This is a genomic window from Arthrobacter sp. A5 (assembly GCF_051131705.1).
Lineage (GTDB): Bacteria > Actinomycetota > Actinomycetes > Actinomycetales > Micrococcaceae > Arthrobacter_M.
This window is the reverse complement of sequence record NZ_CP180316.1, coordinates 3,874,077-3,899,519: the sequence shown is the minus strand read 5'-3', so window position 1 is coordinate 3,899,519 and position 25,443 is coordinate 3,874,077. Positions and strand designations below refer to the sequence as shown.

The 25,443-nt window shown below is 65.0% G+C and carries 26 protein-coding genes; 17 read left to right on the top strand and 9 right to left on the bottom strand.

Annotation, left to right across the window (positions count from 1 at the left end):
• Positions 1–7: 7 nt before the first annotated feature.
• The 4 genes from ACLLJI_RS18490 to ACLLJI_RS18475 form a co-directional block, all read right to left on the bottom strand.
• Complete coding sequence (locus tag ACLLJI_RS18490) at positions 8–625, bottom strand: TetR/AcrR family transcriptional regulator (RefSeq protein ID WP_283558963.1); 618 nt, start codon at positions 623–625, stop codon at positions 8–10.
• Positions 626–646: 21 nt separating this feature from the next.
• Positions 647–1,987, bottom strand: coding sequence for a phenylacetate--CoA ligase PaaK (gene paaK, locus ACLLJI_RS18485; protein WP_434615390.1), 1,341 nt, complete (start codon positions 1,985–1,987; stop codon positions 647–649).
• Positions 1,988–2,030: 43 nt separating this feature from the next.
• Positions 2,031–2,510, bottom strand: coding sequence for a hydroxyphenylacetyl-CoA thioesterase PaaI (paaI, locus tag ACLLJI_RS18480; RefSeq protein ID WP_434615387.1), 480 nt, complete (start codon positions 2,508–2,510; stop codon positions 2,031–2,033).
• Between the two features lie 157 nt (positions 2,511–2,667).
• A complete protein-coding gene (locus ACLLJI_RS18475; protein WP_434615384.1) occupies positions 2,668–4,944 on the bottom strand; it encodes a S9 family peptidase in 2,277 nt (758 codons plus the stop codon).
• Between the two features lie 423 nt (positions 4,945–5,367).
• Here ACLLJI_RS18475 and paaA point away from each other — a divergent pair, with 423 nt between their 5' ends.
• The 6 genes from paaA to ACLLJI_RS18445 are packed head-to-tail and all read left to right on the top strand — an operon-like array spanning position 5,368 to position 10,085.
• On the top strand, positions 5,368–6,372 hold the full coding sequence (gene paaA, locus ACLLJI_RS18470) for a 1,2-phenylacetyl-CoA epoxidase subunit PaaA (RefSeq protein ID WP_283558960.1): 1,005 nt from the start codon (positions 5,368–5,370) through the stop codon (positions 6,370–6,372).
• Positions 6,369–6,659 carry a 1,2-phenylacetyl-CoA epoxidase subunit PaaB gene (gene paaB / locus ACLLJI_RS18465; RefSeq protein ID WP_283558959.1) on the top strand — a complete coding sequence of 97 codons (291 nt, stop codon included), beginning with the start codon at positions 6,369–6,371 and terminating at the stop codon, positions 6,657–6,659. Before paaA ends, paaB begins: the two co-directional genes overlap by 4 nt.
• Positions 6,656–7,486 carry a 1,2-phenylacetyl-CoA epoxidase subunit PaaC gene (gene paaC, locus ACLLJI_RS18460; protein ID WP_434615379.1) on the top strand — a complete coding sequence of 277 codons (831 nt, stop codon included), beginning with the start codon at positions 6,656–6,658 and terminating at the stop codon, positions 7,484–7,486. Before paaB ends, paaC begins: the two co-directional genes overlap by 4 nt.
• Positions 7,486–8,055, top strand: coding sequence for a 1,2-phenylacetyl-CoA epoxidase subunit PaaD (gene paaD / locus ACLLJI_RS18455; protein WP_434615376.1), 570 nt, complete (start codon positions 7,486–7,488; stop codon positions 8,053–8,055). Before paaC ends, paaD begins: the two co-directional genes overlap by 1 nt.
• Complete coding sequence (gene paaE, locus ACLLJI_RS18450; protein ID WP_283558956.1) at positions 8,055–9,293, top strand: 1,2-phenylacetyl-CoA epoxidase subunit PaaE; 1,239 nt, start codon at positions 8,055–8,057, stop codon at positions 9,291–9,293. The genes paaD and paaE overlap by 1 nt, the downstream gene beginning before the upstream one ends.
• Before the next feature lie 12 nt (positions 9,294–9,305).
• A complete protein-coding gene (locus ACLLJI_RS18445; RefSeq protein ID WP_434615372.1) occupies positions 9,306–10,085 on the top strand; it encodes an enoyl-CoA hydratase/isomerase family protein in 780 nt (259 codons plus the stop codon).
• Between the two features lie 121 nt (positions 10,086–10,206).
• On the opposite strand, the gene ACLLJI_RS18440 is transcribed toward ACLLJI_RS18445, so the two are convergent.
• Positions 10,207–10,449, bottom strand: a complete 243-nt coding sequence (locus ACLLJI_RS18440) for a type II toxin-antitoxin system prevent-host-death family antitoxin (protein WP_434615369.1) — start codon at positions 10,447–10,449, stop codon at positions 10,207–10,209.
• A gap of 122 nt (positions 10,450–10,571) precedes the next feature.
• Entirely contained in the window at positions 10,572–10,943 is a 372-nt protein-coding gene (locus ACLLJI_RS18435; protein ID WP_434615366.1) for a hypothetical protein, read from the bottom strand.
• Between the two features lie 26 nt (positions 10,944–10,969).
• Here ACLLJI_RS18435 and ACLLJI_RS18430 point away from each other — a divergent pair, with 26 nt between their 5' ends.
• From ACLLJI_RS18430 to ACLLJI_RS18420, 3 genes are all read left to right on the top strand, one after another.
• Entirely contained in the window at positions 10,970–11,590 is a 621-nt protein-coding gene (locus tag ACLLJI_RS18430; protein ID WP_434615363.1) for an FtsX-like permease family protein, read from the top strand.
• A 12-nt stretch (positions 11,591–11,602) separates the two neighbouring features.
• A complete protein-coding gene (locus ACLLJI_RS18425) occupies positions 11,603–12,127 on the top strand; it encodes a dihydrofolate reductase family protein (protein ID WP_283558952.1) in 525 nt (174 codons plus the stop codon).
• 728 nt (positions 12,128–12,855) lie between these two features.
• Positions 12,856–13,113 (top strand): hypothetical protein, encoded by a 258-nt coding sequence (locus ACLLJI_RS18420; protein WP_434615359.1) that lies wholly within the window; start codon positions 12,856–12,858, stop codon positions 13,111–13,113.
• A gap of 102 nt (positions 13,114–13,215) precedes the next feature.
• Here ACLLJI_RS18420 and ACLLJI_RS18415 read toward each other — a convergent pair whose 3' ends face one another.
• A complete protein-coding gene (locus ACLLJI_RS18415; RefSeq protein ID WP_434615357.1) occupies positions 13,216–13,626 on the bottom strand; it encodes a hypothetical protein in 411 nt (136 codons plus the stop codon).
• Positions 13,627–13,784: 158 nt separating this feature from the next.
• On the opposite strand from ACLLJI_RS18415, the gene ACLLJI_RS18410 reads away from it, so the two are divergent.
• Entirely contained in the window at positions 13,785–14,036 is a 252-nt protein-coding gene (locus ACLLJI_RS18410) for a CopG family transcriptional regulator (protein WP_434615354.1), read from the top strand.
• A 64-nt stretch (positions 14,037–14,100) separates the two neighbouring features.
• Here the strand turns inward: ACLLJI_RS18410 and ACLLJI_RS18405 are convergent, their stop codons facing one another.
• Complete coding sequence (locus ACLLJI_RS18405; RefSeq protein ID WP_434615351.1) at positions 14,101–14,616, bottom strand: Lrp/AsnC family transcriptional regulator; 516 nt, start codon at positions 14,614–14,616, stop codon at positions 14,101–14,103.
• A gap of 270 nt (positions 14,617–14,886) precedes the next feature.
• On the opposite strand from ACLLJI_RS18405, the gene pdhA reads away from it, so the two are divergent.
• The 5 genes from pdhA (at position 14,887) to ACLLJI_RS18380 (ending at position 21,089) form a co-directional block, all read left to right on the top strand.
• Positions 14,887–15,972, top strand: a complete 1,086-nt coding sequence (pdhA, locus tag ACLLJI_RS18400) for a pyruvate dehydrogenase (acetyl-transferring) E1 component subunit alpha (RefSeq protein WP_434621655.1) — start codon at positions 14,887–14,889, stop codon at positions 15,970–15,972.
• Complete coding sequence (locus tag ACLLJI_RS18395; protein ID WP_434615348.1) at positions 15,969–17,108, top strand: alpha-ketoacid dehydrogenase subunit beta; 1,140 nt, start codon at positions 15,969–15,971, stop codon at positions 17,106–17,108. The genes pdhA and ACLLJI_RS18395 overlap by 4 nt, the downstream gene beginning before the upstream one ends.
• Positions 17,105–18,679, top strand: coding sequence for a dihydrolipoamide acetyltransferase family protein (locus ACLLJI_RS18390; protein WP_434615345.1), 1,575 nt, complete (start codon positions 17,105–17,107; stop codon positions 18,677–18,679). The genes ACLLJI_RS18395 and ACLLJI_RS18390 overlap by 4 nt, the downstream gene beginning before the upstream one ends.
• Positions 18,680–18,947: 268 nt before the next feature.
• Positions 18,948–19,757 carry an MBL fold metallo-hydrolase gene (locus tag ACLLJI_RS18385; RefSeq protein WP_434615342.1) on the top strand — a complete coding sequence of 270 codons (810 nt, stop codon included), beginning with the start codon at positions 18,948–18,950 and terminating at the stop codon, positions 19,755–19,757.
• 45 nt (positions 19,758–19,802) lie between these two features.
• Positions 19,803–21,089 carry an MFS transporter gene (locus ACLLJI_RS18380; protein WP_434615339.1) on the top strand — a complete coding sequence of 429 codons (1,287 nt, stop codon included), beginning with the start codon at positions 19,803–19,805 and terminating at the stop codon, positions 21,087–21,089.
• 125 nt (positions 21,090–21,214) lie between these two features.
• Here the strand turns inward: ACLLJI_RS18380 and ACLLJI_RS18375 are convergent, their stop codons facing one another.
• On the bottom strand, positions 21,215–22,165 hold the full coding sequence (locus tag ACLLJI_RS18375; protein WP_434615336.1) for a phosphatase PAP2 family protein: 951 nt from the start codon (positions 22,163–22,165) through the stop codon (positions 21,215–21,217).
• A gap of 283 nt (positions 22,166–22,448) precedes the next feature.
• On the opposite strand from ACLLJI_RS18375, the gene ACLLJI_RS18370 reads away from it, so the two are divergent.
• Entirely contained in the window at positions 22,449–23,468 is a 1,020-nt protein-coding gene (locus ACLLJI_RS18370) for an o-succinylbenzoate synthase (RefSeq protein WP_434615333.1), read from the top strand.
• 70 nt (positions 23,469–23,538) lie between these two features.
• On the top strand, positions 23,539–25,338 hold the full coding sequence (menD, locus tag ACLLJI_RS18365; RefSeq protein WP_434615330.1) for a 2-succinyl-5-enolpyruvyl-6-hydroxy-3-cyclohexene-1-carboxylic-acid synthase: 1,800 nt from the start codon (positions 23,539–23,541) through the stop codon (positions 25,336–25,338).
• Positions 25,339–25,443: the final 105 nt, after the last annotated feature.

Genomic DNA, 25,443 nt, shown 5'->3' with positions numbered 1-25,443 from the left:
ACCCCGCTCAGCGGTGCAGGCCGCTGAAGACCATGGTGATGACGTCGTCGGCCAGGCGTTCCGCAGACAGCGAACCGCCGGGTTTATACCATTCCACAATGGAATTGATGGTGCCGAAGAGCAACCGCGTGATGGTCCGCGGGTCGATGTCCCGGCGCAGTGATCCGTCGCGCTGGGCGTCCGCGATCAGGCCCGCCACACGGCGGTCAAACTCGCGGCGGCGGCCCACCGCGTCGCGCTCCATGTCCGTGTTGCCGCGCAGCCGCAGCAGCAGGGTGACGAACGGCAGTTTGTCCGTCAGCACGGCCACCGTGCGCCGCAGTACGAATTCCAGCCGCGCATCAGCAGCCCCGGCGGCGGCTCCGGGCTCGGCCAGAATCCCCTCCAGGCCGCCCAGGGCTTCCTCCAGTGCGAGCCTGAGCAGGTCCTCTTTGGACGGGACGTGGTGGTAGATCGCCGACTTTGAAATCCCCAGATAATCCGCCAGCACACCCATCGACGTTGCTTCATAACCGTGCTTGTTGAAGACCTCCACCGAGATGCGCAGTACCGATTGCTGGTCATAGCCAGGGCGCCCGCGTTTGGCGGGGGACTCCGCAGACATAGGTTTCGACTCGATGGTCATGATCCTCAGTTTCTCACGCGGCTACGGCGTCTTGGGGCGCAGATCGTAGATCCTACGGAGCTTGCCGTTTGACCGCTCCAGCTCGCCGGGTTCCACCAGGATGATCCGGGCCGAGGAGCCGACGTGGATCTTGATCTGCTCCTGGAGCGTGGCCGCGGCGGCGGTGCGCACCTCCTGCGTGGTTCCTTCCCGTGGTTCAATCCTGATGGCCATTTCGTCCATCCGGCGCCCCTCCGGACGGGAGAGTTCCAGCTGGAAATGCGGGCTGAGCGCGGGAATGCGCAGGGCGATTTCTTCGATCTGGGACGGGAACATATTCACCCCGCGCAGAATGATCATGTCATCGCTGCGCCCGGTGATCCGGCCCATCCGGCGCATGGACGGACGCGCAGTCCCGGGCAGCAGCCGGGTCAGGTCCTTGGTCCGGTACCGGATGACCGGCAGCGCCTCCTTGGTCAGCGATGTGAAGACGAGCTCCCCATGCTGACCATCGCTCAGAACCGTGGTGTGATCGAACGGGTCGATGATTTCCGGGCGGAAGTGGTCCTCCCAGATATGGCAGCCATCCTTGGTCTCCACCGATTCACCCGCGACGCCCGGACCCATGACCTCGGAGAGGCCGTAAATGTCGCAGGCATCCAGATCCAGTCCCATTTCCAGCTCGTGCCGCATCTCATCCGTCCACGGTTCGGCTCCGCAGACGGCGGTCTTCAGCGAGGATTTGCGCGGATCGATGCCCTGATGGCGCATTGCATCCATAATTGTCAACAGGTACGTCGGCGTGCACATGATGACGTCGGGCGCAAAATCGGTGATGAGCTGGACCTGCTTTTCTGTCTGGCCGCCGGACATCGGAATGACCGTAGTGCCGAGGGCCTCCGCGCCGTAGTGCGCGCCCAGGCCGCCGGTAAAAAGTCCGTAGCCGTAGGCAACGTGAACCTTGTTGCCGGGACGAACGCCGGAGGCACGCATGGACCTTGCCACCAGGGAGGCCCACACGTCCAGATCGTTTTTGGTGTAGCCGACGACCGTGGGCCTGCCGGTGGTTCCGGAGCTGGCATGAATGCGGGCAATCTGGTTCTGCGGTACGGCGAACATGCCAAACGGGTATTCGCCGCGCAGGTCCTCCTTGGTGGTGTACGGGAACTTCGCCAGATCCTCCAGCGCGCGCAGATCGTCGGGGTGGACTCCGACCTCATCGAACTTGCGCTTGTACAGCGGCACCCGTTCGTAGGCATAGGCCAACGTCTGCTGCAAACGGCGCAGTTGCACAGACTCGAGCTCGTCGCGGCTCATGGTTTCCGCGGGATCCAGCGCGGCAGGGTCGTGGCGGGCGGTCGTGGGGATTGCTGTGTCGGTCATCGTTGACGGGCCTCTCCGGTACTTGAACTGGCTGAAATGGTAGTTAGGTCGGGCACGGTTTTGTCGGCACGGTTTTGTCAGGCATGGTTTTGTCCGGGACGGCCCGCTTCGGAACCGTCCGGCTGCGGCCGCGGAATTCGGCGATCACCTCGTCGTTCTCCGGCGCCCCCGCGAAGATCCGGACGTCAAAGATGCCGCTGCGCCCCTGGCTGCTCCGGCGCTCCGCCGTGGCGGTGATCGTCTGGCCCTCGTGGCTTGGCTTGAGGAAATTAACGTCGACGCCGGAGGCCACGGTCATCGTGCTGCCGTCGCCGTCCGCTGGGTTGCAGGCCAGGGCGAAGGCGGTATCGGCGAAGGCGAAGATCATCCCGCCATGCGTCACACCGAAGCCGTTCATCATTTCCCGCCGCAGGGTCATGGTGATCGTGGCATGACCGTCGCCGAGCTTGCGGACCTCGATGCCCAGCCACTCCGACGCATAATCGTTGGTCAGTATGGGGTGACTGATGCTGCTGCCGAGCATGTGATTCCTCTCACCTGACTTACCGAATGTTCATTAGGTAATACCCTAGCGGCGGGTGATGTCAAGCCGGCGCATTCTACGGTTCCCCATTTCCCGATCGGAGCGGGGGCCGCGGGAGCGGGGAGCTGGGAGCCGGGCGGAGCGGGGGAGGGGGCAGCTATCCGAGCAGCTCGGTGGCGCCCACGGCATCCGCCACGAAGGCATAATCCCAGGCGCGCATCTTCCACCCCTCATAGCGGCCCGACGCGCCGCCATGTCCACCGTCCATCTCGATCTTCAGCACGATCGGCTCGCCGCCCGTGGTCGTTTCCCGCAGCGCCTGCACCCATTTGGCCGGCTCCACATACAGCACGCGGGTGTCGTTGAAACTGGTGACGGCGGCGATCCGCGGGTAAGCCACCGGCCGGATATTCTCGTACGGCGTGTAGTCCTTCATGTAGTGGTACACCTCGGCGTCCGTGATCGGGTTGCCCCACTCCTCCCATTCCAGCGCCGAGAGCGGCAGCTCCGGATCGAGGATTGTGGTCAGCGCGTCCACAAAAGGGACCTGGGCAACGACGGCGGCAAACTTTTCCGGGGCCAGGTTGGCTACCGCACCCATCAGCAGGCCGCCGGCGGAGCCGCCGATGGCCGCGATCCGCTCCGGATCGACCCAGCCGGAGCCGGCCAGCCAGTCCGTGCCGGCAATGAAATCCGTAAAGGTGTTCTTCTTATCCGTCTTCTTGCCCTGTTCATACCAGTGGCGCCCCATCTCGCCGCCGCCGCGGATATGCGCCACGACGAACACGATCCCGCGGTCCAGCAGGGACAGCCGTGCAATGGAGAACGCCGGATCCATGCTCACCTCGTAGGAGCCGTAACCGTAGATCACGCCCGCATTGGAGCTGTCGCGGTGCAGATCCGCCCGGCGGATGACGGACAGCGGGACGCGGGTACCGTCAGGGGCCTGCGCCCATTCCCGCTCGGCGACATAGTCGGTGGGGGAGTAACCGCCCAGGACGGGGGATTCCTTGCGGAGCAACAGTTCCCCTCCGGTGACATCTGTCGTACCGGTTCCGCCTGCGCCGGTTCCAGCAGCTGCGCGGGCGCCCTGACCACTCGAGTCGCCCGCGGGATTGTCAGAGCCGGAGGGTAGAACGTAGTCATAGATTCTTGGCGGCGTCAGATAGGAGGTGTAGCCGAGGCGGATCACGGGCGCCTCATAGTCGGATCCGCCCATGCTCGTGGTGTAAAGCTCTTCCTCAAATGCCGGTTCCACCGCGGGGGACTGGGCTGGCGTGCCCAGCCCGGAGAGCTCGATTACCTGGACCCGCTCGATGGTGTCCTGCCGGACGGACAGGACCATGTGCGTTGCGGTGACCGTCGCGCCGTTGACCCGGACGTCGTCGTCGTGCTCCACGACCGTCGCCCACTGCTGTTCGGCTACCGGCCTGCCCAACTCCGCCGCGTCCAGCAGCGAAATCATCGAGTTCACCGCGTCCCGGTTATGCGTGAGCAGGATCTTTTCCGCGCCGTCCAACAGGAAGGGCTCCGCGTCGTAGAGAACGTTTTCCGCCCGGGGGATGACCATCTGCAGGCCGGCCTCGGGGGCGTCGAAACGCAGGTAGCGGGACTCGCTGTATTCGGAGCAGCCGATGCTGACCACCAGGGCACGGCGGTCCGCGGAGAGCTCAAAGCCGGTCCACATGGCCACGTCATCCTCCTGATAAAGGACCTCGTCGGCCGCGACGGGCGTGCCCAAGACATGGGATTTCACCTGGTACGGGCGCCAGGACTCGTCGGCCAGCATGTAGAAGAGCGTGTTGCCGTCGGGAGCGAAGACCAGCCCGTAGAACACATGCTCGATCACGTCGTCGAGCAGCTCACCGCTCCGCAGGTCCTTAATCCGCACCGTGAAAACCTCGTCCCCGGCGTTGTCCTGCGCATAGGCGTACAGATGTCCGTCCCTGGTGACCGCGGCGCCGCCGAGCGAGAAGAAGGGTTTGCCCTCCGCCTCGGCATTGCCGTCCAGCAGGATCTGCTCGCCCGGCATCTCCGCGCCCGCTTCGATCACCGGCGGCGTCCAATCCTGCACCGGGTTGCCGGTGTCCGCCGCCCGCACCCGGCAGTGCACGCCGTAGGCCTTGCCCTCCTCGGTCCGGGTGTAGTACCACCAGCCGTCCTTCCGGCTGGGTACGGAGAGATCGGTCTCTTGGGTGCGGCTCTTAATCTCGTCGAAAATGTCCTGCCGCAGCGGCTCCTGATCGGCCGTGACAGCATCCGTGTAGGCCTGTTCCGCTTCCAGATGGGCCTTGACCTCCGGATTCTCCTTGTCGCGGAGCCATTCGAAGCTGTCGGTGAAGGTGTCCCCATGGTGCGTCCGGGTGACGGGGACTTTCTTGGCGACGGGAGGCAGGGCAGGGTCAGGGGGCGTAGTGAGGGAGGCGTCAGTCATGAATGCCACTCTATCCAGCCGGGGCGGTGTTCTCCCCGGCTTGCCGTCGAACTCTGACCATCTTCCGGGCAGTTGCAGGGGAAAGGGTCGGCGTGTTGCCGGTTTTGCGCGTGTTCTGACGCTGCAGGTGGTCAAAGTTCGACTGCGGCGAAGGTCATGGTCAGTCTCGGCAGCCGAAGTACTCCCGCTCCTTGTTCGGCACAATCCGAACAGCTCTCATGTCCGGGGGTGCGGTCCTGCGGTGCAGACCCTTCCGGCTCGCTCCGGCTCGCTCCGGCCCGCTCCGGCCCGGACCGGCCCGGACGCTTGACGCACCTCACAGCCGTCTTATATCCTGAACGAACGGTCGGTAATTAGTCATCGGCGGTCAGGCAGCAGCAGCTTAGGGTCCCAGCAGGTCAGGGCCGTACCGGAGGAGTAGTAATGGAGCAGCAACTGCAGGCGGTCAGCGGTGCCGCAGCGCAGCAGTCCCCAGAGCAGCAGGCCGATGCCGAGGCCGGGCAGGCGTACTTTGACCGTGCCATGGCGGCGGACTCGCGGATCGAACCGCGCGACTGGATGCCGGACGCGTACCGGCGCACCCTGGTGCGGCAGATCTCCCAGCACGCGCACTCCGAAATCATCGGCATGCAGCCGGAGGCAAACTGGATCACCCGCGCGCCGAGCCTCAAACGCAAGGCCATCCTGATGGCCAAAGTCCAGGACGAAGCGGGCCACGGGCTGTACTTGTACTCGGCGGCGGAAACGCTCGGCACCTCCCGCGACGAGATGATGGGCCAGCTGGTGGCGGGCAAGGCCCGCTACTCCAGTATCTTCAACTACCCCACGGTGACGTGGGCGGATATGGGTGCCATCGGCTGGATGGTCGACGGCGCCGCGATCTGCAATCAGGTGCCGCTGTGCAGGGCCTCCTTTGGCCCCTACGGACGGGCGATGGTCCGGGTCTGCAAGGAAGAGTCCTTCCACCAGCGGCAGGGCTTCGAGATCCTCCTGGAGCTCGCCAACGGGACGCCCGCGCAGAAGCAGATGGCGCAGGATGCGGTCAACCGCTGGTATGCCCCGTCCCTGATGATGTTCGGGCCGCCGGATGATGATTCGCCCAACTCCAAGCAGTCCATGGCGTGGAACATCAAGCGATTCAGCAACGATGAACTGCGATCCCGGTTCGTCGGGATGATGGCCGAGCAGGTCAAGGTGCTCGGACTCTCCCTGCCGGATGCCGAGATCCGTTTCAACGAGGAAACGAAGAAGTGGGAACACGGTGCGCTGGACTGGGACGAGTTCAAGGAAGTCCTGGCCGGCCGTGGTCCCTGCAATGCCCAGCGGATGGAACGACGGCGTGAGGCGCACGAGGGCGGCGCCTGGGTTCGCGAGGCAGCGACGGCGTACGCCGCGAAGATGGCCGCCAAGAATGAGGTTGCAGCGTGAGCGAATCTCTCGGCTGGCCGTTGTGGGAAGTATTTGTCCGCTCCAGCCGCGGCCTCTCGCACGTCCACGCCGGATCCCTGCACGCCCCGGACGCGGCCATGGCGCTTCGGAACGCGCGGGATCTCTACACCCGACGTAACGAAGGTGTCTCCATCTGGGTGGTTCCCGCTGATGCGATTGCGGCCAGCGATCCGGATTCCAAGGGCTCCTTCTTCGAATCCCCGCAGGGCAAGGATTACCGCCATGCGACGTATTACGTCAAGAGCGAGGGTGTGAAGCATCTGTGAGTGAAGCAAGCGCAACGCGCATCACGCCGGGGAATGCCCTGCGGCCTGAGGACATCGCGCTCGCGGTCCAGCATGGGACCGCCAGGCCCAGCGAGGACGTGGGCGAATACGCGCTCCGACTCGGCGACGACGCCCTGATCCTGGCGCAGCGGCTTGGGCATTGGATTTCGCGCGCGCCGGAGCTGGAAGAGGACGTGGCCTTGGGCAATATCGCCCTGGACCAGCTGGGCCACGCCCGTTCGTTCCTGACCTACGCCGGAGCTGCCTGGGGCAAGACCGAAGACGAGCTGGCCTATTTCCGCCGGGAACCGGAATTCCGCTCGGCGCATCTTTTTGAGCAGCCCAACGGCGACTTCGCGGTGACCATCGTGCGGCAGTTCATCGTGTCGTATTACCAGTACGAGCTGTACCGCCGGCTGACCGCCTCGGCCGATGCCACGCTGGCGGCCATTGCCGCGAAGGCCGTCAAAGAGGTGGACTATCATCGGGACCACAGCGCGCAGTGGGTGCTGCGGCTGGCCCTGGGCACTGAGGAGTCCCGCCGCCGCCTGCTCGCCGGTTTTCGGCTGCTGTGGCCCTATGTCGGTGAGCTCTTTGAAGATGATGACCTGACCGCCCGACTCGGGGACGCCGCCGTCGTACCTTCTGCGCTGCGTGCAGATTTTGACCAGCTGACCGGCGAGGTCCTGACGGAAGCGGAGATCGAGATTCCGCAGGTGCCTGCGGCCCTCGGCGGCGGGCGACAGGGACGGCATTCCGAGCACTTGGGCTTCATCCTGGCCGAGATGCAGGTCCTGGCGCGCGAGCATCCGGGCGCGGACTGGTGATGGTTGTGGACCGGTACACGGACACCGCGGTCCCGGGAACGGTACGGACGACGACGGCAGTTCAGAAGGCCTGGGACATTGCCGCAGGCGTCTGCGATCCGGAGATTCCGGTGCTCAGCATTGCGGATCTGGGCATCCTTCGGGACGTGCGCTTGTACGACGACGACGGTTTGGTCCCGGCGGTCGAGGTCACCATTACGCCGACCTACTCAGGCTGCCCGGCCATGGACGCGATACGCGACGATGTGGTCACCGCGTTTCAGCATGCAGGTTACCCGGCCGTGCACGTGAAGCTGGTGCTCTCGCCGGCGTGGACGACGGACTGGATGAGCGATGCCGGCAAATCGAAACTGCAGGAGTACGGCATCGCCGCCCCCACCGGACATTCCACCGCGGGTGGCTTGGGCCACAATGCGGGCGGCCCGGTCCGGCTGACCCTGCAGGTCAAATGTCCGCAGTGTTCCTCGCTGAACACGAAGGAACTGACCCGGTTCGGCTCCACAGCCTGCAAGGCGCTGTATGTCTGCCAGGACTGCAAGGAACCTTTCGACTATTTCAAGGTGCTCTGATGACCGTTTCACCGACCGCACCCTCGTCCGTGCCTCCCAGCTTGCTGGAGGAAGTTGCCCCGGACACCCCGGCGAAGCGCAGGGCCTCCTTCCATCCGCTCACCGTGTCACAGGTGCGCCGGCTGACCGAGGATGCGATTGAGGTGACGTTCGCCGTCCCACCGGAGCTGTCCGGACAGTTCGACTACCTCCCCGGGCAGTACGTGGCCCTGCGCACCACGCTGCCGGACGAGTCAGGAGCGGCGCAGGAAATCCGGCGCAGCTATTCCATCTGCGCCGTCCCGGTCCATTTCCCGGACGGCAGCTCGGAGATCCGGGTGGCCATCAAGCGGGATCTGGGCGGCATGTTTTCCACCTGGGCCAACGCCGAGCTGCAGCCCGGCGCGGTACTGGACGTGATGAGCCCGTCGGGCGCTTTCATTTCCAAACACGGGATGCCGCGCAACGTGATGAACAGCATGAACCATCCGGAGCAGCTGGCGGGGGCCTCCGGGAGCTACGTGGCGATCGCGGCAGGCTCCGGCATCACTCCCGTGATAGCCATTGCCCGGACCCTGCTGGCCGCCGATCCGCAGACCCGGTTTGACCTGGTGTACGCCAACAAGGCGGCCATTGACGTGATGTTCCTGGAGGAACTGGCGGACCTCAAGGACCAGTACCCGGCCCGGCTGGCACTGCACCATGTGCTGTCCCGGGAGCAGCGGATAGCCCCCCTGATGACCGGACGGATCGACGCCGAAAAACTCGATCTGCTGCTCAGCGCGGCCATCCACACCGATGATATTGACGAGTGGTTCCTGTGCGGACCGTTTGAGCTGGTCCAGCTGTGCCGTGACACCCTGGCTGAACGCGGTGTTTCGCCGGAGCGGGTACGGTTCGAACTCTTCAGTACCGGTCGGCCTGACCGGCCCGAGGGGCAGGCCGGCCGCGCGATCGTCGTCGACGAATCGGTGAAAACCTACCGGATCACCTTCAAACTGGACGGTCTGGAGGGCGTGGTGGCCAGCCCCACGCACGCTCGGGAGTCCATTCTGAACGCGGCGCTGCGGGTGCGTCCGGATGTCCCCTTCGCCTGTGCCGGCGGCGTCTGCGGCACCTGCCGCGCCAAACTGGTCAGCGGAACCGTTGAGATGGCGGAGAACTACGCACTGGAACCGGACGAGGTGGCAAAGGGCTACGTCCTCACCTGCCAGGCCCGTCCCACCAGTGACGCAGTCACGGTTGACTACGACGTCTAAAAGGGAACGCCCATGATTGACCTGACCATCGCCGATAACGTCGCCGAAATCGTCCTCAATGCCCCGGCCAAGCTCAATGCGCTGGACGAGGCTGCGCTGACGGAGCTGAGTCAGGCGTACGACGACGCCGCCTCCGCCGCCGCGGACGGTACCGTCCGCGCGCTACTGCTCCGCGGCGAGGGCCGCGCGTTCTGCGCCGGACGGGACATCTCCAACGTCACGCCCGACAACGACGACGCCATGGGCTACCTCGGCGACCTGCTGACTCCGCTGTTGAAGAAAATGAGCGCGTTCCCGGCACCCACCTTCGCGGCGGCCCAGGGTGCCTGCCTGGGCGTGGGCTTGGGTCTGCTGATTGCCACCGACGTCGTCTACATCGCGGACACCGCCAAGATCGGTTCCCCGTTCGCGAATCTCGGCGCAACGCTGGATTCCGGCGGGCACTGGCTCCTCACCGAACGCCTGGGGGCACACCGAACGCTGGATTTGATCTACACGGCGGAGCTCATGAGCGGTGCCGACGCCGTCGCATCGGGCCTTTTCAGCCGTTCCCTTCCCGCTGCCGAATTGCTTGCGTTTACCCGTGCCACCGCGGCCAAGGTCGCATCCGGCCCAACCCAGGCGTTTGCCGCGAGCAAGGACCTGGTGGCCGCCATCCGCGACGAGCGGCTGGGACTGTGGTCCGCCGTCGGGGAAGAAAACACCGCGCAGGCGGGACTGTCCAAGACGGCCGATTACGCCGAAGGTTTTGCCGCCTTCGCCGCCAAGCGCAAACCCGATTTTGGCCGCTGACTGAATGGGTGGACGCGGGCCGCGGGCCAGGAGGTCGATTGCGGCCTGCATCCCGCGACGGACCTGAGGGTCAAACTTGCGCTATTGACGTTCGGCAGCCGGGCGCTCGTGACCGAATAAGTCATACGAGGCCGAGGTCCGCCTTAACTTCCTCCCACGGAATCGGTTCGCTTTCCCTTTTGGCGCATCTCTTCGCGCGATTCCTCGGCCGCGCGAATTTGGACATATCCTCTGCGAGTTCGATCAGACGTTCCAGATCGCCAGCGTCGATAATGGCCGCCACCCGGCGACCGCGTCGAGACAGAAAAACCGGCTCGTGATCAGTGTGAGCGGTTGATGATCGCAGCAAGTTGGCCGCGTGCATCGGAATCGCTCAGTGGAACGGAGGCAGGCATGCCATGAAGCGTACAGGCCCCGGACGCCGTCGGCATCTGGCTGTTGCAGGAGCGAGGTGAGTTCACGGGCGAACGCTACAGGATGGCTCTCCTAGTCGTCTTCGATCATGAGTAGCGCGTCATCCAGTGGCGGCATGTAGCGCGTTCCCTGCAATAGATTGATCGTGCATAAGTTTCCGCCGATGATTCGTCCGGATCCCGTTCCTTGCTGCAGCGCCCGCCAGCCCTCGCCGGACCGGGGGTTTCGGTTGTCCTGATCCACGAACCAATCATCGTCTGTCCACGACTGTGAGGGTTTCAGCTCGATGGGGCAACGGCCGAACAGGGCTTCGGTGAACCATGTCAGCAGCATCGGGCTACGTCGGGCGCGCGACGCCGCAGCAGTCATCGCGGCCAGCCGGACCCGCCGGACCCCAGTGGCAACCTTCCGCTCGGTATCGGGGCTGGTCATCGCGGTCTTCATGGTCTCCATCTTCGCCGGAGCCGCCAGTGAACACCTCAGGGGTGACCGCCATCCCTAACAGCTCTCCCGCGGACCTCTCCACGATGAGCAGCACACGACTGATCCAAGGATTGTCGGCATTTGCCTACATCGGCGTCTTCGTGGCCGTCGTCATCGCCGGAATCTCACTGGCCGTGTCGACCGCGGCTGCGATCCTTGACCCCAAGCGCGTGCTGGGGCTGATCCGGCTGATGCGGCTGATGGGCATGCCCGTCGCAGTCCTGCGTAGGGTCATCGTCCGTGAGGCCGCTGTTCCGCTGCTGGCGGTTCTTCTGCTATCCGTCGGGCTCGGGTTCTTCGTCGCGTGGCTCATGATCACCTCATTCGGCGGTGACAGAACTATTCCCTGGCCGGCCCCCGATTACTATGCGGCTCTGTCATTGAGCCTTCTGTTCGCACTGACTGCGGTCGCGGCCACATTCGGGCTTATCCGTGCCAATGCTGCAATGGCAAACGAGCTCCAGAAATCTCAACTCCGCGGAGAAGCTAAGGAATACGATTGTGACGCTCGCTTCTTCGCTGATTTTCGTGACGGAATCGGCCGGCAGAGGCAGCCCCTGGCCGGTCGTGCCTTGGATTGGGTCATTGTCAGTCGCCATGGGGACTGACAGGATATGACGATGAAATCGATCTACTACACTGCCAGTTCCCTGGATGGCTTCATTGCCGACGCCGATAACTCGCTCTCGTGGTTACTCTCGCGTGACGTCGACGGTAAAGGACCGATGGGCTACGACGGCTTCATCGAGGCTGTTGGAGCCATGGCAATGGGTGCCACCACATACGAGTGGCTCCGCGACAATAGCGATGGCGACTGGCCCTACTCCATCCCTTGCTGGGTTTTCACCCATCGTGACATTGAGGCCTTCGGCGGTGGTGACGTGCGGTTCACCCAGGGTGAAGTGGCCGCGGTGCATGCCGAGATGGTTACGGCTGCGGCTGGTCGGAACCTGTGGCTTGTGGGCGGCGGCGACCTGGTCGGTCAGTTCGACGACAACGGCCTGCTTGACGAGGTATGGATCCAGTATGCACCGGTGACGCTGGGCGCCGGAGCGCCGGTGCTGCCGCGGCGGATCGAGTTCAGGGTGGAAGAATTCGCCCAAAATGGTGAGCTCGTCTGCACGCGGCTCGCGGTGGTCCGGTGAGCCGGGAAACTGTGCCCGCGTGAGGCCGAAAGCACAGCCTGGCCGGGCAGGGCTGGCAGCTGGTCTCGGCCAGAGCTGCGGTCATTTGGCGCCTGCTGACGGGGGAGAAGGCGGACGCGGTGTGGTGCTGACCAATCCATAGGGCGCCAGGTTCTGCATCTGGCAGGCTCGACGACGTCTGGGGGCGCAGGCGGTCAACGAACCAGTGGAACTTCAGTGACGTGCACACGGCTGATTCCACGGCAGCAGTTGTTATTTTCAGTAGCGGACTGCACCGGAGTCGCCTGCATTACCGGCTTTCCCGCAGGTCTTCGCCACCCATGCCCGTCCCAGACGGCTCGGCGAATTCATGTTACCGAGTCCGCGGACACTTGGCCGCGTCAGTTCGGCACTTGTGGTGCTGAGTGGGGCGCCCAGCTCGCGACCTGACGGAACTGGCCCGCTGACCGTTGGCTTTTGGATGCCGAGGCGTTCCCGTGAAGGTTCGACTTGCGGGCATTGTGCGGTCACGTGCGTGGTGAAAAACGTACGCCAGGCGATGCTTGGGGAGGGAGACCATGGTGTCAATTCCAGCCGCTGACGGCGGAGATTCCACCAAGGTTCCCGTTGTGCTTCCGCTTGCAGAAAGCCGTGAACGGTTTTTCTTGCCGTCTCCGACTTAGACAAGATATCTTGTCTGTATGCGGATCGGCGAGCCAGCGCGCATGCACGGGGTGCCGGATGCTGACATGCAGCACACGGAAGATGAGATTGAGCGGGCCGCGCAGCGATTCGAGCACCTCGCCGACGAACTTGACCCCGATGCCGTGGAGGTTGACGTTACGGACGACCTTCGAGAGGTCGCGGTGATTTCCGAAGCCCTACGCGCCGATGAAGTACATCTGCGGGAGACCGTTAACATGGCCCGGGCGCGCGGCAGATCCTGGAACCAGATTGCCCTCGCACTAGGAGTATCCCGCCAAGCAGCCCGGCAACGGTTCGCCTGATGCCTCAGCGGGCTGGGCAGATCGTGGCGCAGGACGATACCGAGTGGACGCGTACTGTCCTGATCCGCGACCCCGCAGGGACGGAATTCACCGCCAGCCAGTTCACGCCGTCGTCGGGCTTAGTCTTACTGCGTGGTCCCGCGACAGTTGCGTGACGTCAGGAGGGATCCACGACCGTGAGCCCCACCGTGCGGGCGGCATCGGCCTGCCGGACATCGTAGTCACGAATTCATCGGCCGCCATCCGTTCCGCCACGGCAAGGTGCAGGGCGTCAAGACTTCGCAGTGAGCCGCCCGGCAGCAGCAGTCCAGCTTCCCGGAATGTGCCGCGCTCGATATCGATAATCGTGAGCCGCCGAAGAACTGCAGCTGCCCCGGACGACGTTCGCGTTGATGCTCGGCAAAGCTGCCGGCGGCTGCTACCCGTATGGGTCTCGTGGTGCTCGGGCAGATGCACACGTCCGAAGACCTGTTCGGCATTGGCCTGGTGACTGCCGGCGTCGCGGTCCACCATGAGAGCGATCCAGATCGGGCGGAGGCAAAACCGAAGGACCGGGCCTGAGGCGGGCAGACCGACAGCTACGGGGCGCCCGCGAAAATTGTTTCTTACTCTGCCGGTCCGCTCGTTGGCGCCTACTCCAATGTGTGGTCCGAATGTGGGCTTAGAACTTGGTGCTGCGGGCGCAGATTTACCTCACGGAGGAAGAACGACGGACCCTCGATGTGGTCGCCGCATGCATCGGACGTTCGATATCCGATCTCATCCGGAATGCGGTGGTGGCTGTCTACGGTGCGGAACGTTCCGTCGAGTATGACCTCGCCGCGATGCACAGGGCATTCGGATCCTGGAGTGGGCGCGACGTGGACGGTGTCGAATGGGTGGACCAGATGCGCTCGGGGACTCATCTGCAGCAAAGTCTGTGAGTGCGGCCCAGGAAGCCATTGACCCGGACCGGCTCGCGGAGGCCGACCCCCCGACATCCGCCGGTCAACGGGTGTCCACGTCCTCGAACACCAGGAACGTCTGGGTGTCCAGCACGCCGGGCATGGACTGCAGCTGATCGAAGATGACCCGGCGCAGGTCCACATTGTCCACCGCCCGCACCAGCAGGATCACGTCGAAGTCCCCGCCGACCAGGGCTATGTGGTGAATCTCCGGGATGGCCCGCAGCTTTTCCTTCAGCTCGCGCCAGGAATGCTGGCGGACCTTCAGCGTGACATACGCGGACGACCGCAGACCGGCCTTGGTCGGATCCACCAGCACGGTGAATTTGGTCAGCACGCCGTCTCCGGTCAGCCGCGCGATGCGGGAGTAGGCGTGGGCCCGGGAGATGTGGACGTTTTCCGCCACCGTTGTCACGGACATCCGGCCGTCCCGGGTCAGTTCGGCAATGATTCTGCGGTCAACGTCGTCCAGCGGTGCGGGGTTGGGATCGGCCACTTGGCTGCTCTCTGCAAACTCTCTGCAAACTCTCTGCAAAAGGGTGGCGGGGGAAGACGCCATGGGAAAAACGGAACGCAATCCGGCTCACATTTACATTCCGTCTGCCAGAATACGTCATATTGATGGTATTTTCCACAGTTTTTGGCACCTCTGGATACGAATTGTCCGCCGATCGCATAATTGAGAACCAGAGCATCTTTAGGTTCAGAGTATCTTGAAGTTCTGGGTCTCCTGCGGCGCCCCGCCGCGGGAACGGATGGAACGCCCGACAGTGAGGACGGTGATGGAGTGAGCCCGCATTCCCGAGGAACGGCGCAGCCCGAAGCGGACATGCTGCCATCCCAGCAGCCGGTGAGACTGATCGACGAAAACGGTTCCGCCGCCGTCGGCCGGACGTTTAAGACGAGCTATGCGCTGCCGACGGAGCAGACCCTGCTGCGCGGGTACGGTCAGCTCGTCATGGGTCGGCGCGTGAATGATCAGGCGTCGGCGCTGGTCCGGCAAGGCAGAATGGCGGTCTACCCGTCGTCGCACGGCCAGGAGGCCTGCCAGGTGGCCGCGGCGATGTGCCTTGCGGACCGTGACTGGCTGTTCCCCACCTACCGGGACACCGTTGCGGTGATGGCCCGCGGCGTCGATCCGGTGCAGGTGATGGAGCTGCTCCGCGGCAGCTGGCACGGTGGCTACGACCCCTACGAACACAATGTCGCCACCCAATCAACGCCGCTGGCCACGCAGCTGCTGCACGCAGTCGGCGTCGCCCACGCTGCCAAGCTCAGGGGCGAGGACACCGTCGTCGTCGCACTGTGCGGCGATGGGGCCAGCAGCGAGGGTGACTTCCATGAGGCGTTGAATTTTGCCGCCGTTTTCCATGTCCCGGTGATCTTTTTTGTGCAGAACAACGAATACGCCATTTCGGTGCCGCTGATCCATCAGAGCGTGGCGCCGTCCCTCGCGCACAAGGCGATCGGCTACGGGATGCCGGGCGAACGCGTGGACGGCAACGATCTGGCCGCGCTGCTCGCCGTGCTGGATGACGCCGTTCGGCGCGCCCGGAGCGGGGGCGGCCCGTCGCTGATCGAGGCCCACACCTACCGGATGCAGTCACATACCAACGCCGACGACGCCAGCCGGTACCGCTCGGACGACGAGGTCCGAGCCTGGGAACCCCGCGATCCGCTGCTGCGCCTGCGGACGTATCTGAGCGCGGCCGGTCTCCTGACGGCCGCCGAAGAAGAACGGATTGGTGCCGAGGCCGAACGCGTCGCCGCAGTGTTGCGCGACGGACTAAACGTCGAGGTTACTGTGGATCCGCAGGACCTTTTCAGGTTCGTCTACAGCGAGCCCACGCCCCAACTGCTCGAGCAGTCGGACATGCTGCGCGAGGAACTCAGCCGCGAAGGAGCCACGTCATGACGACGATTTCAGCCAGCCCGACGGCGGCAGATCCGTCGGTGCAGACACCGCCCGCGGCTGCCCCCGCGGCTGCCCCCGCGAAAGGGCTCCCGGCAGGACCCGCAGCAGCAAAGCCGCAGTCACTGACGTTTGCGAAGGCGCTGAACCTCGCCATGTCGGACGCCATGGAAGCCGACGACGCCGTCGTCGTTTTCGGTGAGGACGTGGGCCTGCTCGGCGGAGTCTTCCGAATCACGGACGGTCTGACCAAGCGCTTCGGCGAGGAGCGCTGCTTTGACACGCCGCTGGCCGAATCGGGCATTGTGGGGATGGCTGTCGGGATGGCCATGAACAAGATGAAGCCGGTGGTGGAGATGCAGTTTGATGCCTTCGCTTACCCGGCCTTCGAGCAGGTCGTCAGCCATGTGGCCAAGATGGCCAACCGAACCAAGGGCAAGGTCCGGCTGCCGATGGTCATCAGGATCCCCTACGCGGGTGGGATCGGCGGGGTGGAGCACCACTGTGATTCCTCCGAGGCTTACTATGTGCACACGCCCGGGCTGACCGTGCTGGCGCCGTCCACCGCGGCGGATGCCTACACGATGTTGCGGGACGCCATTGCCTGCCCGGATCCGGTGGTTTTCCTGGAGCCGAAGAAGCTGTATTTCGCCAAGGAAGAGGTGGATGTCGATGCTCTGCGCCTCCGCTACGCCGACGGCACCGGAGCGGAAGCCACAGCGGTAACATCGATCGGCAAGGCCGTCATCGTCAGGGAAGGATCTGATGCGACCCTGATCGCCTACGGACCCTCCGTGCCGACGGCGCTCGCCGCCGCGGAAACGGCGGCGGAGGAGGGTCGATCACTGCAGGTGATCGATGTGCGCTCGCTGGTGCCGTTCGACGATGAAACGGTCTGTGCCGCCGTGCGGCGCACGGGGCGCGCCGTGGTGATCGCCGAAGCCCCCGGATTTGCCTCCGTTGCCGCGGAGATCGTGGCGCGGGTGCAGGAGCGTTGCTTCCACTCCCTCGCATCACCCGTGCGGCGCGTTACGGGCTTCGACATTCCGTACCCTGCGCCGAAGCTGGAGCAGCATTATCTGCCGGGTGTGGACCGCCTCCTGGATGTCGTGGACGAGCTCCAGTGGGAGGACAAGTGAGTCTGCAGGTGTTTTTGCTGCCGGATCTGGGGGAGGGCCTGACCGAGGCGGAGTTGGTGAACTGGCTGGTCAATGTGGGGGATGAAATCATCGTGGATCAGCCGATCGCGGAGGTGGAAACGGCCAAATCCGTCGTGGAGGTGCCCTCGCCCTTTGCCGGCTTGGTGGCGGTACTTCACGGGGAAGCGGGGCAGACGATGGATGTCGGCAAGCCGCTGATCTCCGTATCCGTCGCCCCATCGACGGTCGAGGCCGGGGAGCGGGTGGAGAGCGTGGCCAAGGCAGAGGGTTCCGGAAACGTGCTGATCGGCTACGGCACCTCCGGACACGGTGCCGGCGGCCGGACCCGTCCGCGGAAGAAGACGCTGAGCGAGCCCGTCGTGCTGGTGATACCCGTCGAAACGGACGGTGATCCGGACGGGTTCGATCCTCGGCCTGGTGGTGATGCGAACGTCCTCAATCAGCGGCCTGGTGGTGATATCGACGGCCTCGGGCAGGGATCTGCCCCGCTGGTGATTTCGCCGTTGGTCCGCAAGCTCGCCCGTGACAACGGCGTCCCGCTGCGACTCATCGCGGGGTCGGGCCCGCAGGGGCTGATCCTGCGCAAAGACGTCGAAGCAACCGTTGCCGGACAATTTCCTGCAAGCAGTGCAAGCAGTGCAAGCAGTGCAAGCAGTGCAAGCAGTGCAGGCAGTGCAGGCAGTGCAAGCAGTGCAAGCAGTGCAAGCAGTGCAAGCAGTGCAAGCAGTGCAGGCAGTGCAGGCAGTGCAGGCACGGAAACGACGTCCGCGGGGACCCGCGGGGTGGACGGCGCTGGCCGAAGTGATCTGCGGATCGATGCCGGCGGGCGTGATGAAAGAACGGGACTGACCATCCGCGGCCGCACGCCGTTGAAAGGCCTGCGGAAAACGGTGGCTGCCAATCTGACGCGAAGCCGCAGCGAAATCCCGGAGGCCACCGTCTGGGTCGACGTTGACGCTACGGCATTGGTGGAACTCCGCCGGAAGCTGAAGCAGACCCATCCGGCCAGCACACCCGGCCTGCTGGCGTTCATCGCCCGTTTTGTTATGGCCGGCCTGACCCGGTATCCGGAGCTCAACACCAGGATCGTAACCACGCCCGACGGCCACGACATCGTCGCCCTGGATGGCGTGAATCTGGGCTTTGCTGCCCAGACAGACCGCGGACTGATGGTCCCGTCCATCGAACACGCCGAGAAGCTCAGCGCCAGGGAACTGGACACCGAGATCCGTCGGCTGACCGCCGTCGTACGTCAGGGAAAGGCGACACCGGCAGAGCTGACGCGCGGTACCTTTACGCTCAATAACTACGGAGTTTTCGGCGTGGACGGCTCGGCGGCCATTATCAATTATCCGGAGTCGGCCATCCTGGGCATTGGTCGGATCATAGATAAGCCGTGGGTAGTGGACGGCGTGCTTGCAGTCCGGAAGCTCACCGAGCTCACCCTGGTCTTCGACCACCGGGTCTGCGACGGCGGCACGGCCGGGGGATTCCTGCGGTATGTGGCGGACGCAATCGAGAACCCGGGCGCAATTCTGGCGGACTTGTGAGGGTCGCGCGTTGAGATGGAACGTCCCGTGGCAGGGCGGGGGAAATGGTCGGGTAGGGCAGGGCAGGGCAGGGCAGGGCAGGGCAGGGCAGGGAAAATGGCCAGGCCGGTGGAAAACAGCTGGCCCGGGCGGAAAACGCTCCGGCGGCGTAGCGTCGGGTCCGGCGGCAGCCGCTCTGGAATATGGTTGACTCAGCGCTACGTGACGGGCGGCACTGGGCCGGACGTAAGCGGGACAGATCCGAGACGAGCGGAAAATAGGGAAATTCATGGCGCATTGGCGTGAAGTCGGAGCCGGGAACTACGTATTGAGCACCCCTGGTGCGCTGCTCAATACGGGATTGGTGGTTGGCAGGGATCGGGGCTTGGTCATCGATACCGGGTGCGGACCGCGGCAGGCGGCGGAAATCCTTACCGCCATCCGCGAGCTGACGGACCTCCCTTTGACGGTGGTTAATACCCACGCGCACTATGATCATTTTTTCGGCAACGCCGTGTTCGCTGCCGCCGGAGCGACCGAATTCTGGGCCCACGAAAACGCGGCCCGTGAAATGGTGGATGAGGCGGAATCCCAGCGGTCGGCGCTGGACGGGGCCGAGGCGGAAATGGCTGCGGGCGAGGGTGAGAACACGCACATAGTGCTGCCGACCGCTTTAGTCAAAGACCAGCCAGTTCTCATCGATCTGGGCGGACGTGCGGCCACACTGTTTTATCTGGGACGCGGACACACCGATGGTGACCTGCTGGTGGGTGCAGAGACCGCGCTTTTCGCCGGGGACTTGGTGGAGCAGGGTGCGCATCCTTCCTTCGAGGATTCCTACCCCGTCGACTGGGCCAATACCTTACGGCAGCTCTCCGCGCTCCGGAACCGCTATGACTTCCTCGTGCCGGGGCATGGTTTGCCCGTCAGCGACGATTTTGTCCGCGTTATGGCCAGGACAATGGCGACTGCGGTCGGACAGGCCCTGCAAGCCAGCCGGGAAATGCCCGACCTGGCAACCAAAGCGATTCCGATTCTGCCCTATGGGCCCGACCAGTCCCGTTGGTTCATTACCCGGCTCAAGGAAACCAGCGCGTAGCGGTTGCCCCCGGCGGACTGCAGGCGGTGAGCCTAAAGTAGGTGGGTGAGAGAAAATGACAGCGCAGGCAGACTCAGCCTGCGCAAAATCGCCATTCCAGCCTTCGGACCTTCGCTCCTCTTCGGCCTCGGCGAAGGCGCCATTCTTCCCGTTGTCGCACTGAGCTCGCGGGGTCTGGGTGCCTCTGTTGCAGCCGCGGCGCTGATCGTCACACTGCTGGGGATTGGTTCGCTGCTGAGCAATGTCCCCGCTTCTTTGCTGACGGCGAAATACGGAGAACGCCCCGCGATCATCGTCGCGGCTACCATGAGTATGTTCGCCATGGTGTGCTGCGGGCTCGCCCCCAACATCTGGGTTTTCGCCGTGGGAATTTTCCTGATCGGTGCGGCGTCTGCCGTTTTCAATCTGGCCCGGCAGAGTTACCTGACCGAGGCCGTTCCCGTGCAGTTCCGGGCCCGGGCGTTGTCCACACTGGGCGGGGTCATGCGCGTGGGTGTGTTCGCCGGCCCGTTTGCGGGTGCGCTGGCTATTCAGCTGATGGGCCTGTCCGGCGCCTACTGGGTCGGAGCCGCCGCGGTGGTGGCCGCCGGCGCGGTCGCTTGGACGCTTCCGGACCTCGTCCATCCGGACAGCAGTCGGTCCGCCGCCCCAGCGCCTCCTCCCAGCGTCCGCTCGCTGTTGGTCAGCCACCGGAGGATATTCCTTACCGTGGGGCTCGGCGTGCTGCTGGTCAGTGCGGTCCGCGCATCCCGGCAGGCAGTCATCCCGCTGTGGGCCGAGAACCTTGGTCTTGATGCCGCCACGACGTCATTGATCTACGGTCTGTCCGGAGCGATTGACATGCTGGTCTTCTACCCTGCGGGGAAGGTGATGGACCGAAACGGGAGAACCTGGGTTGCTGTTCCGTCCATGCTGCTGATGGGACTCGCGCTGATACTGATGCCCTTGAGTACCGGTGCCGGAACGTTGTTGTTGGTCTCGCTGCTGATCGGATTCGGCAACGGGATCGGGTCGGGCATGGTGATGACGCTTGGCGCCGACTATTCGCCGTCGTGCGGCCGGGCGCAGTTCCTCGGGATCTGGCGCTTCCTTTCGGACGTCGGAAGTTCGGGTGGCCCTGCGCTGCTTTCCGGGCTGACGGCGGTCGCGACGCTGTCCATTGGAATCTCCGCCACCGGTGTCCTCGGTCTGGCGGCAGCAGCGGCCCTGTGGTACTGGATTCCGCGCAATGCGCCTGACCGGGGCGCGGCCGTTCTCCGCGGGCCCTCGGAACAGCGCCGCACCACGCCGACGACCCGGCGCACCGGACGGGGTCCAGGACTCCGCCGATAATGCGGCGCACCGCTGGTTCCCGCGGTCCAGTTCGTGCAGCCCAGCTCAGCGCAGCGCGGTCCAGTACAGTCCACACCTCTGCTGTCCGCACCAGCGCAGTTCGCACCTGTGCAGTGCAGTCCGGCTCAGCGCAACTCAGCTCTGCTCCGTGCAGTCCGGCTCAGCGGGGGACGTGCTCTTTGGCGTGCTTCCAGGCCGAAGAGCAGCGTCCCGGCCACTGTCACCAGATAACCGCAGATCACTATCAGGGCCACACCCACCCACAAATAATTCGTGGTGCTCACCTGATTTCCGCCTGCGGGAGTGAGTTCCCGCAGCACCAGTACTGCCAGCACCGCGGCCAGCATGCCCGCGAGCACGGACAGGAACGGCCAGATCCGTGACGCGGCCCAGTGCTCGCCATAACCGTCCCAGACGTTCCAGCTCGATCCTGTGCGCATGATCGCAAGTCCGGCCAGTACGGTCCAGAATGCTACAACCAAAAACGCGGTGATCACGTCGGCGGGCCGGTGCCATTGATTGATCAGCGTAGCCACACCGGCGAAGACGGCGTAGCTGCCGCCGAAAAATCCCACGGCCGGGCGCCAACGCGGCGAAACAACCAAAAAGACGGCCGCGGCCGCGGATGCTGCCAGCGTGCTGTGCCCGGATGGCAGCGAATTCAGATCCAACGTGACAACCCCGCGGTCCGGACGGTCGGGCAGCGATGACTTAATCAGCTGCGTGCACAGGTTTGCTGCCACCATCGCGGTCACCGCGATCCCTGCGGACAGCCAGCGGCGTCGGGCGAACATGACAAAGACCACGACGACGGCGGCGATCACCACGGAGATTGCGGGCAGGGCATCGAGGAAAGTTGCGCTTGGCGTCCCGATCATGGCCTGGGCCCGGGCCGCCTCGTCGAGAGCCGACTCATCAATGTACTGACCCGTGGTGGTGCGGATGTAGAACAGATAGGTGCCGACTACGCCCAGCACAGCGATGACGGCGGCCAGCAGGAAATAACCGGGGTGCGGCGCCGCCAGCGGCGAGGCATGGCGCCGGTTCTGACTGGAGGCCGGGGAACTCGATTTCATCTCTTCTAGGCTCCCATAGATTGGTTGGCGTGTGCTGTGCGCAGCCTATGTCTGCGCCGGTCATCGTCTACCACTGCGCGCGCGGACGGCGCCGCCCTCGGCGGGAGCGGCCGGACAGCGTCATAGTGGGAGCGCCCCGGCGCCGACGATGCCGGCACCGCCCATAGTGGGAACGCCCCGGCGCCGACGATGGTGGGACCACCCCGACACCCTCTGTGGTGGGCTTCGCGGCGCCGGCTATGGCGGGAGCGCCAGTGCTGGTCCGCGGCGTTAGAGTGGAAAGATGCAGCCCTCGAGGGACCAGGATCGCTTGCCCGCACTGGACCAATTGATGGCCGCCTCACATGTGGTGGTCCTGCCCATGCGGGTCAGGTTCCGCGGGGTCCTGCAGCGCGAGATTCTGCTCTTCGATGGTCCCGCCGGCTGGTCGGAGTTTTCCCCCTTTCCCGAGTACGACGACGCTGAATCCGCCCGCTGGCTTGACGGCGCCATTGAGGCAGGCTGGGAAGGGTTCCCCGAACCGCTGCGCAGTTCCATCCCCGTCAACGCGACCGTTCCAGCCGTGGACGCCGCGCGCGTTCCCGGGATTCTTGCGTCCTTTGATACCGCCGTGGCCGTCAAGGTGAAGGTGGCGGAGCGCGGACAGACCCTGGACGACGACGTGGCCCGGGTTGCCGCCGTTCGGGCAGCACTCCCCGACGCTGCACTCCGGGTGGATGCCAACGGCGGCTGGTCCGTCGATGAGGCCGTTCAGGCATTGACCCAACTGGGCGCCTTCCAGCTGGAGTACGCAGAGCAGCCGGTACCGAGCATCGACGGACTGGCAGCGGTCCGCCGCATCGTGGCTGAACGCGGCATCCCAGTGCTGATCGCTGCCGACGAAAGCGTACGAAAAGAAACCGATCCGTTGGCCGTCGCCCGCGCTGGTGCCGCCGATCTGATCATCGTCAAGGCGGCACCGCTGCGGGGAGTGCGGCGTGCCCTGGCTATCGTCGCCGAAGCCGGCCTGCCCGCCGTCGTCAGCTCTGCACTGGACAGCTCCGTGGGGATCAGGGCCGGGGTGGCGCTGGCTGCGGCACTGCCCGACCTTCCCTACGCCTGCGGACTGGGCACGGTGTCGCTGATGGGTGGTGACGTCGTGCGGGAATCGCTGGTCGCGGAGGGTGGGCACATTGCCGTGCGCGACGTCGCCGCGGAGCCCGATCTGCTGGAGAAGTACGCCGCCTCCGGGCCGCGCAGGGACTGGTGGCTGGACCGTCTGCGGCGCAGCTATGCGGTTCTCGCCGCAGGCCGCATCAGCTGAGCCACTGATGTCCCGATGCGGTCCGATATGGCCCTCTTCGGGACATCCAGTGCACAGTCGATGAGGTTAGATGGTGGGTGTGACTTCTCTTAGCTCGATGGATGCGGCTCGGCTTGCCGTACAGGCACTGATCACCGGAGGAGTGCGTCAGGTGGTGCTGGCTCCCGGGTCCCGCAGCGCGCCGATGTCCTACGCGCTGGCCGAGGCGGAAGCGGTGGGTCTGCTGCGTCTGCAGGTACGCATTGATGAGCGGGTAGCCGGATTCACTGCCTTGGGGCTGGCGCTTGGCAGCGGCGGACCGGCCGCGGTGCTGACCACCTCCGGGACCGCGGTGGGGAACCTCCTGCCGGCGGTCATGGAAGCCAACCATGCCGCAGTACCGCTGCTGGTGCTTTCGGCGGACCGCCCGGAGGAACTGCGCGGGACAGGCGCCAACCAAACGACGGTCCAGCTGGATATCTTCGGCGACCATGTACGCTTCGCTACCGACGTGGCCGCAGGGACGGACCCAACGACGGCCATCGGCACGGCGCTGAGCGCGGCCCAGGGAAGACTTCCCGGTACGCCTGCAGGGCCCGTACAGCTCAATCTGGCGTTCCGGGATCCGCTGACGCCGGCGCTGAACGGCAGCGGTTGGGAGCTGCCCGTGTATGAGGACTCTGTGGAGTCCAACACTGCGGACGCCGACACTAGGGAGGCCAACACCGCTGAGACCGATACTGCCGGGGCAGCGCAATCCGCCGAGCGAGTCGCAACAGCGCCGCAAACCGTCGAACCGGCTCCGGTGCGCACGGGGAACTCGCGGCGGAGTGTCGTCGTCGCCGGGCACGGGGCCGGTGCCTCCGCGGAGATCTTTGCCCGTAGCCTGGGACTTCCGCTGTTGGCAGAGCCGTCGTCGAACGCCCGCTATGGCCCGAACGCCATCGGCCCCTACCGGTTGCTGCTGGAGTATTTCGGGGCGGGTTCGCCGCAGCCGATCGAGCGGGTGGTGGTTTTCGGGCGCCCGACTCTGTCCCGGCCGGTGGCCGCGCTGCTGGCCCGGGCAGACCTGGAACGGGCCCTGTATCTGCCCCGCAAGGTTGCCTGGTTTGAGCCGGGACGTCGACCTGAGCTGGTGCTGACGGACTGGGACGAGCTCATCGCCTTTGCCGGCCATGGCCCTGCGGACTGGCTGGAATCCTGGCAGATAGCGGCTCTGGGGGCCGAGGCGGCTCTGGACGAGCTGTTGACGCAGCCGGGGCCGCTGACCGGGCTGCATCTGGCCCGCGCGGTCTGGGCACAGACCCGCGGAAACCTGATGCTGGGATCTTCCAATCCGGTCCGGGATGTGGATCTGGCCGGTCGACCCAAACCGCATCCCGTCCCGGGTCGGGACACGGTGCGGGTCTTCGCCAACCGCGGCCTGGCCGGAATTGACGGAACCGTCTCGACCGGTGGCGGAATTGCGCTGGCAGACGGTGCGTCGACGCGGGTTTTGCTGGGGGATCTGACTCTTTTGCACGATGCCGGCGGCCTGCTGCTGGGCACGGGCGAGCCCGAACCCGATCTGCAATTGGTGGTGCTCAACGACAGCGGGGGCGGGATCTTTACGACTCTGGAACACGGCATTCTGGCCGGTCGCCCGCGGTACGCCGCCGCCGTCGAGCGTCTCTTTGGCACGCCGCACTCGGTGGACCTTGCCGCCCTTGCGGCCGGTTATGGCGTTATGCATCGGAGCGTTGGCACGACGGCGGAGCTCACCGCGGCGCTGGCCGAGCCGTTCCGCGGCCGCTCCGTGCTGGAGGTACCGGCCGGTCGGGAAGGGCTGCGGGCGCTGCACGAAAGGGTCCGGCAGGCCGTGGATCAAAGGGTCACCCGCGTCCTGCCTTAAACCCCGTCGATGTCGCACTCCGAGCCCGTGTTGTTGACCAACATTGGGCGCGAAGTGCGATATCGATCCGGGGGCTGGATGGCCGCGGGGAGGGCGGTCCTGGTC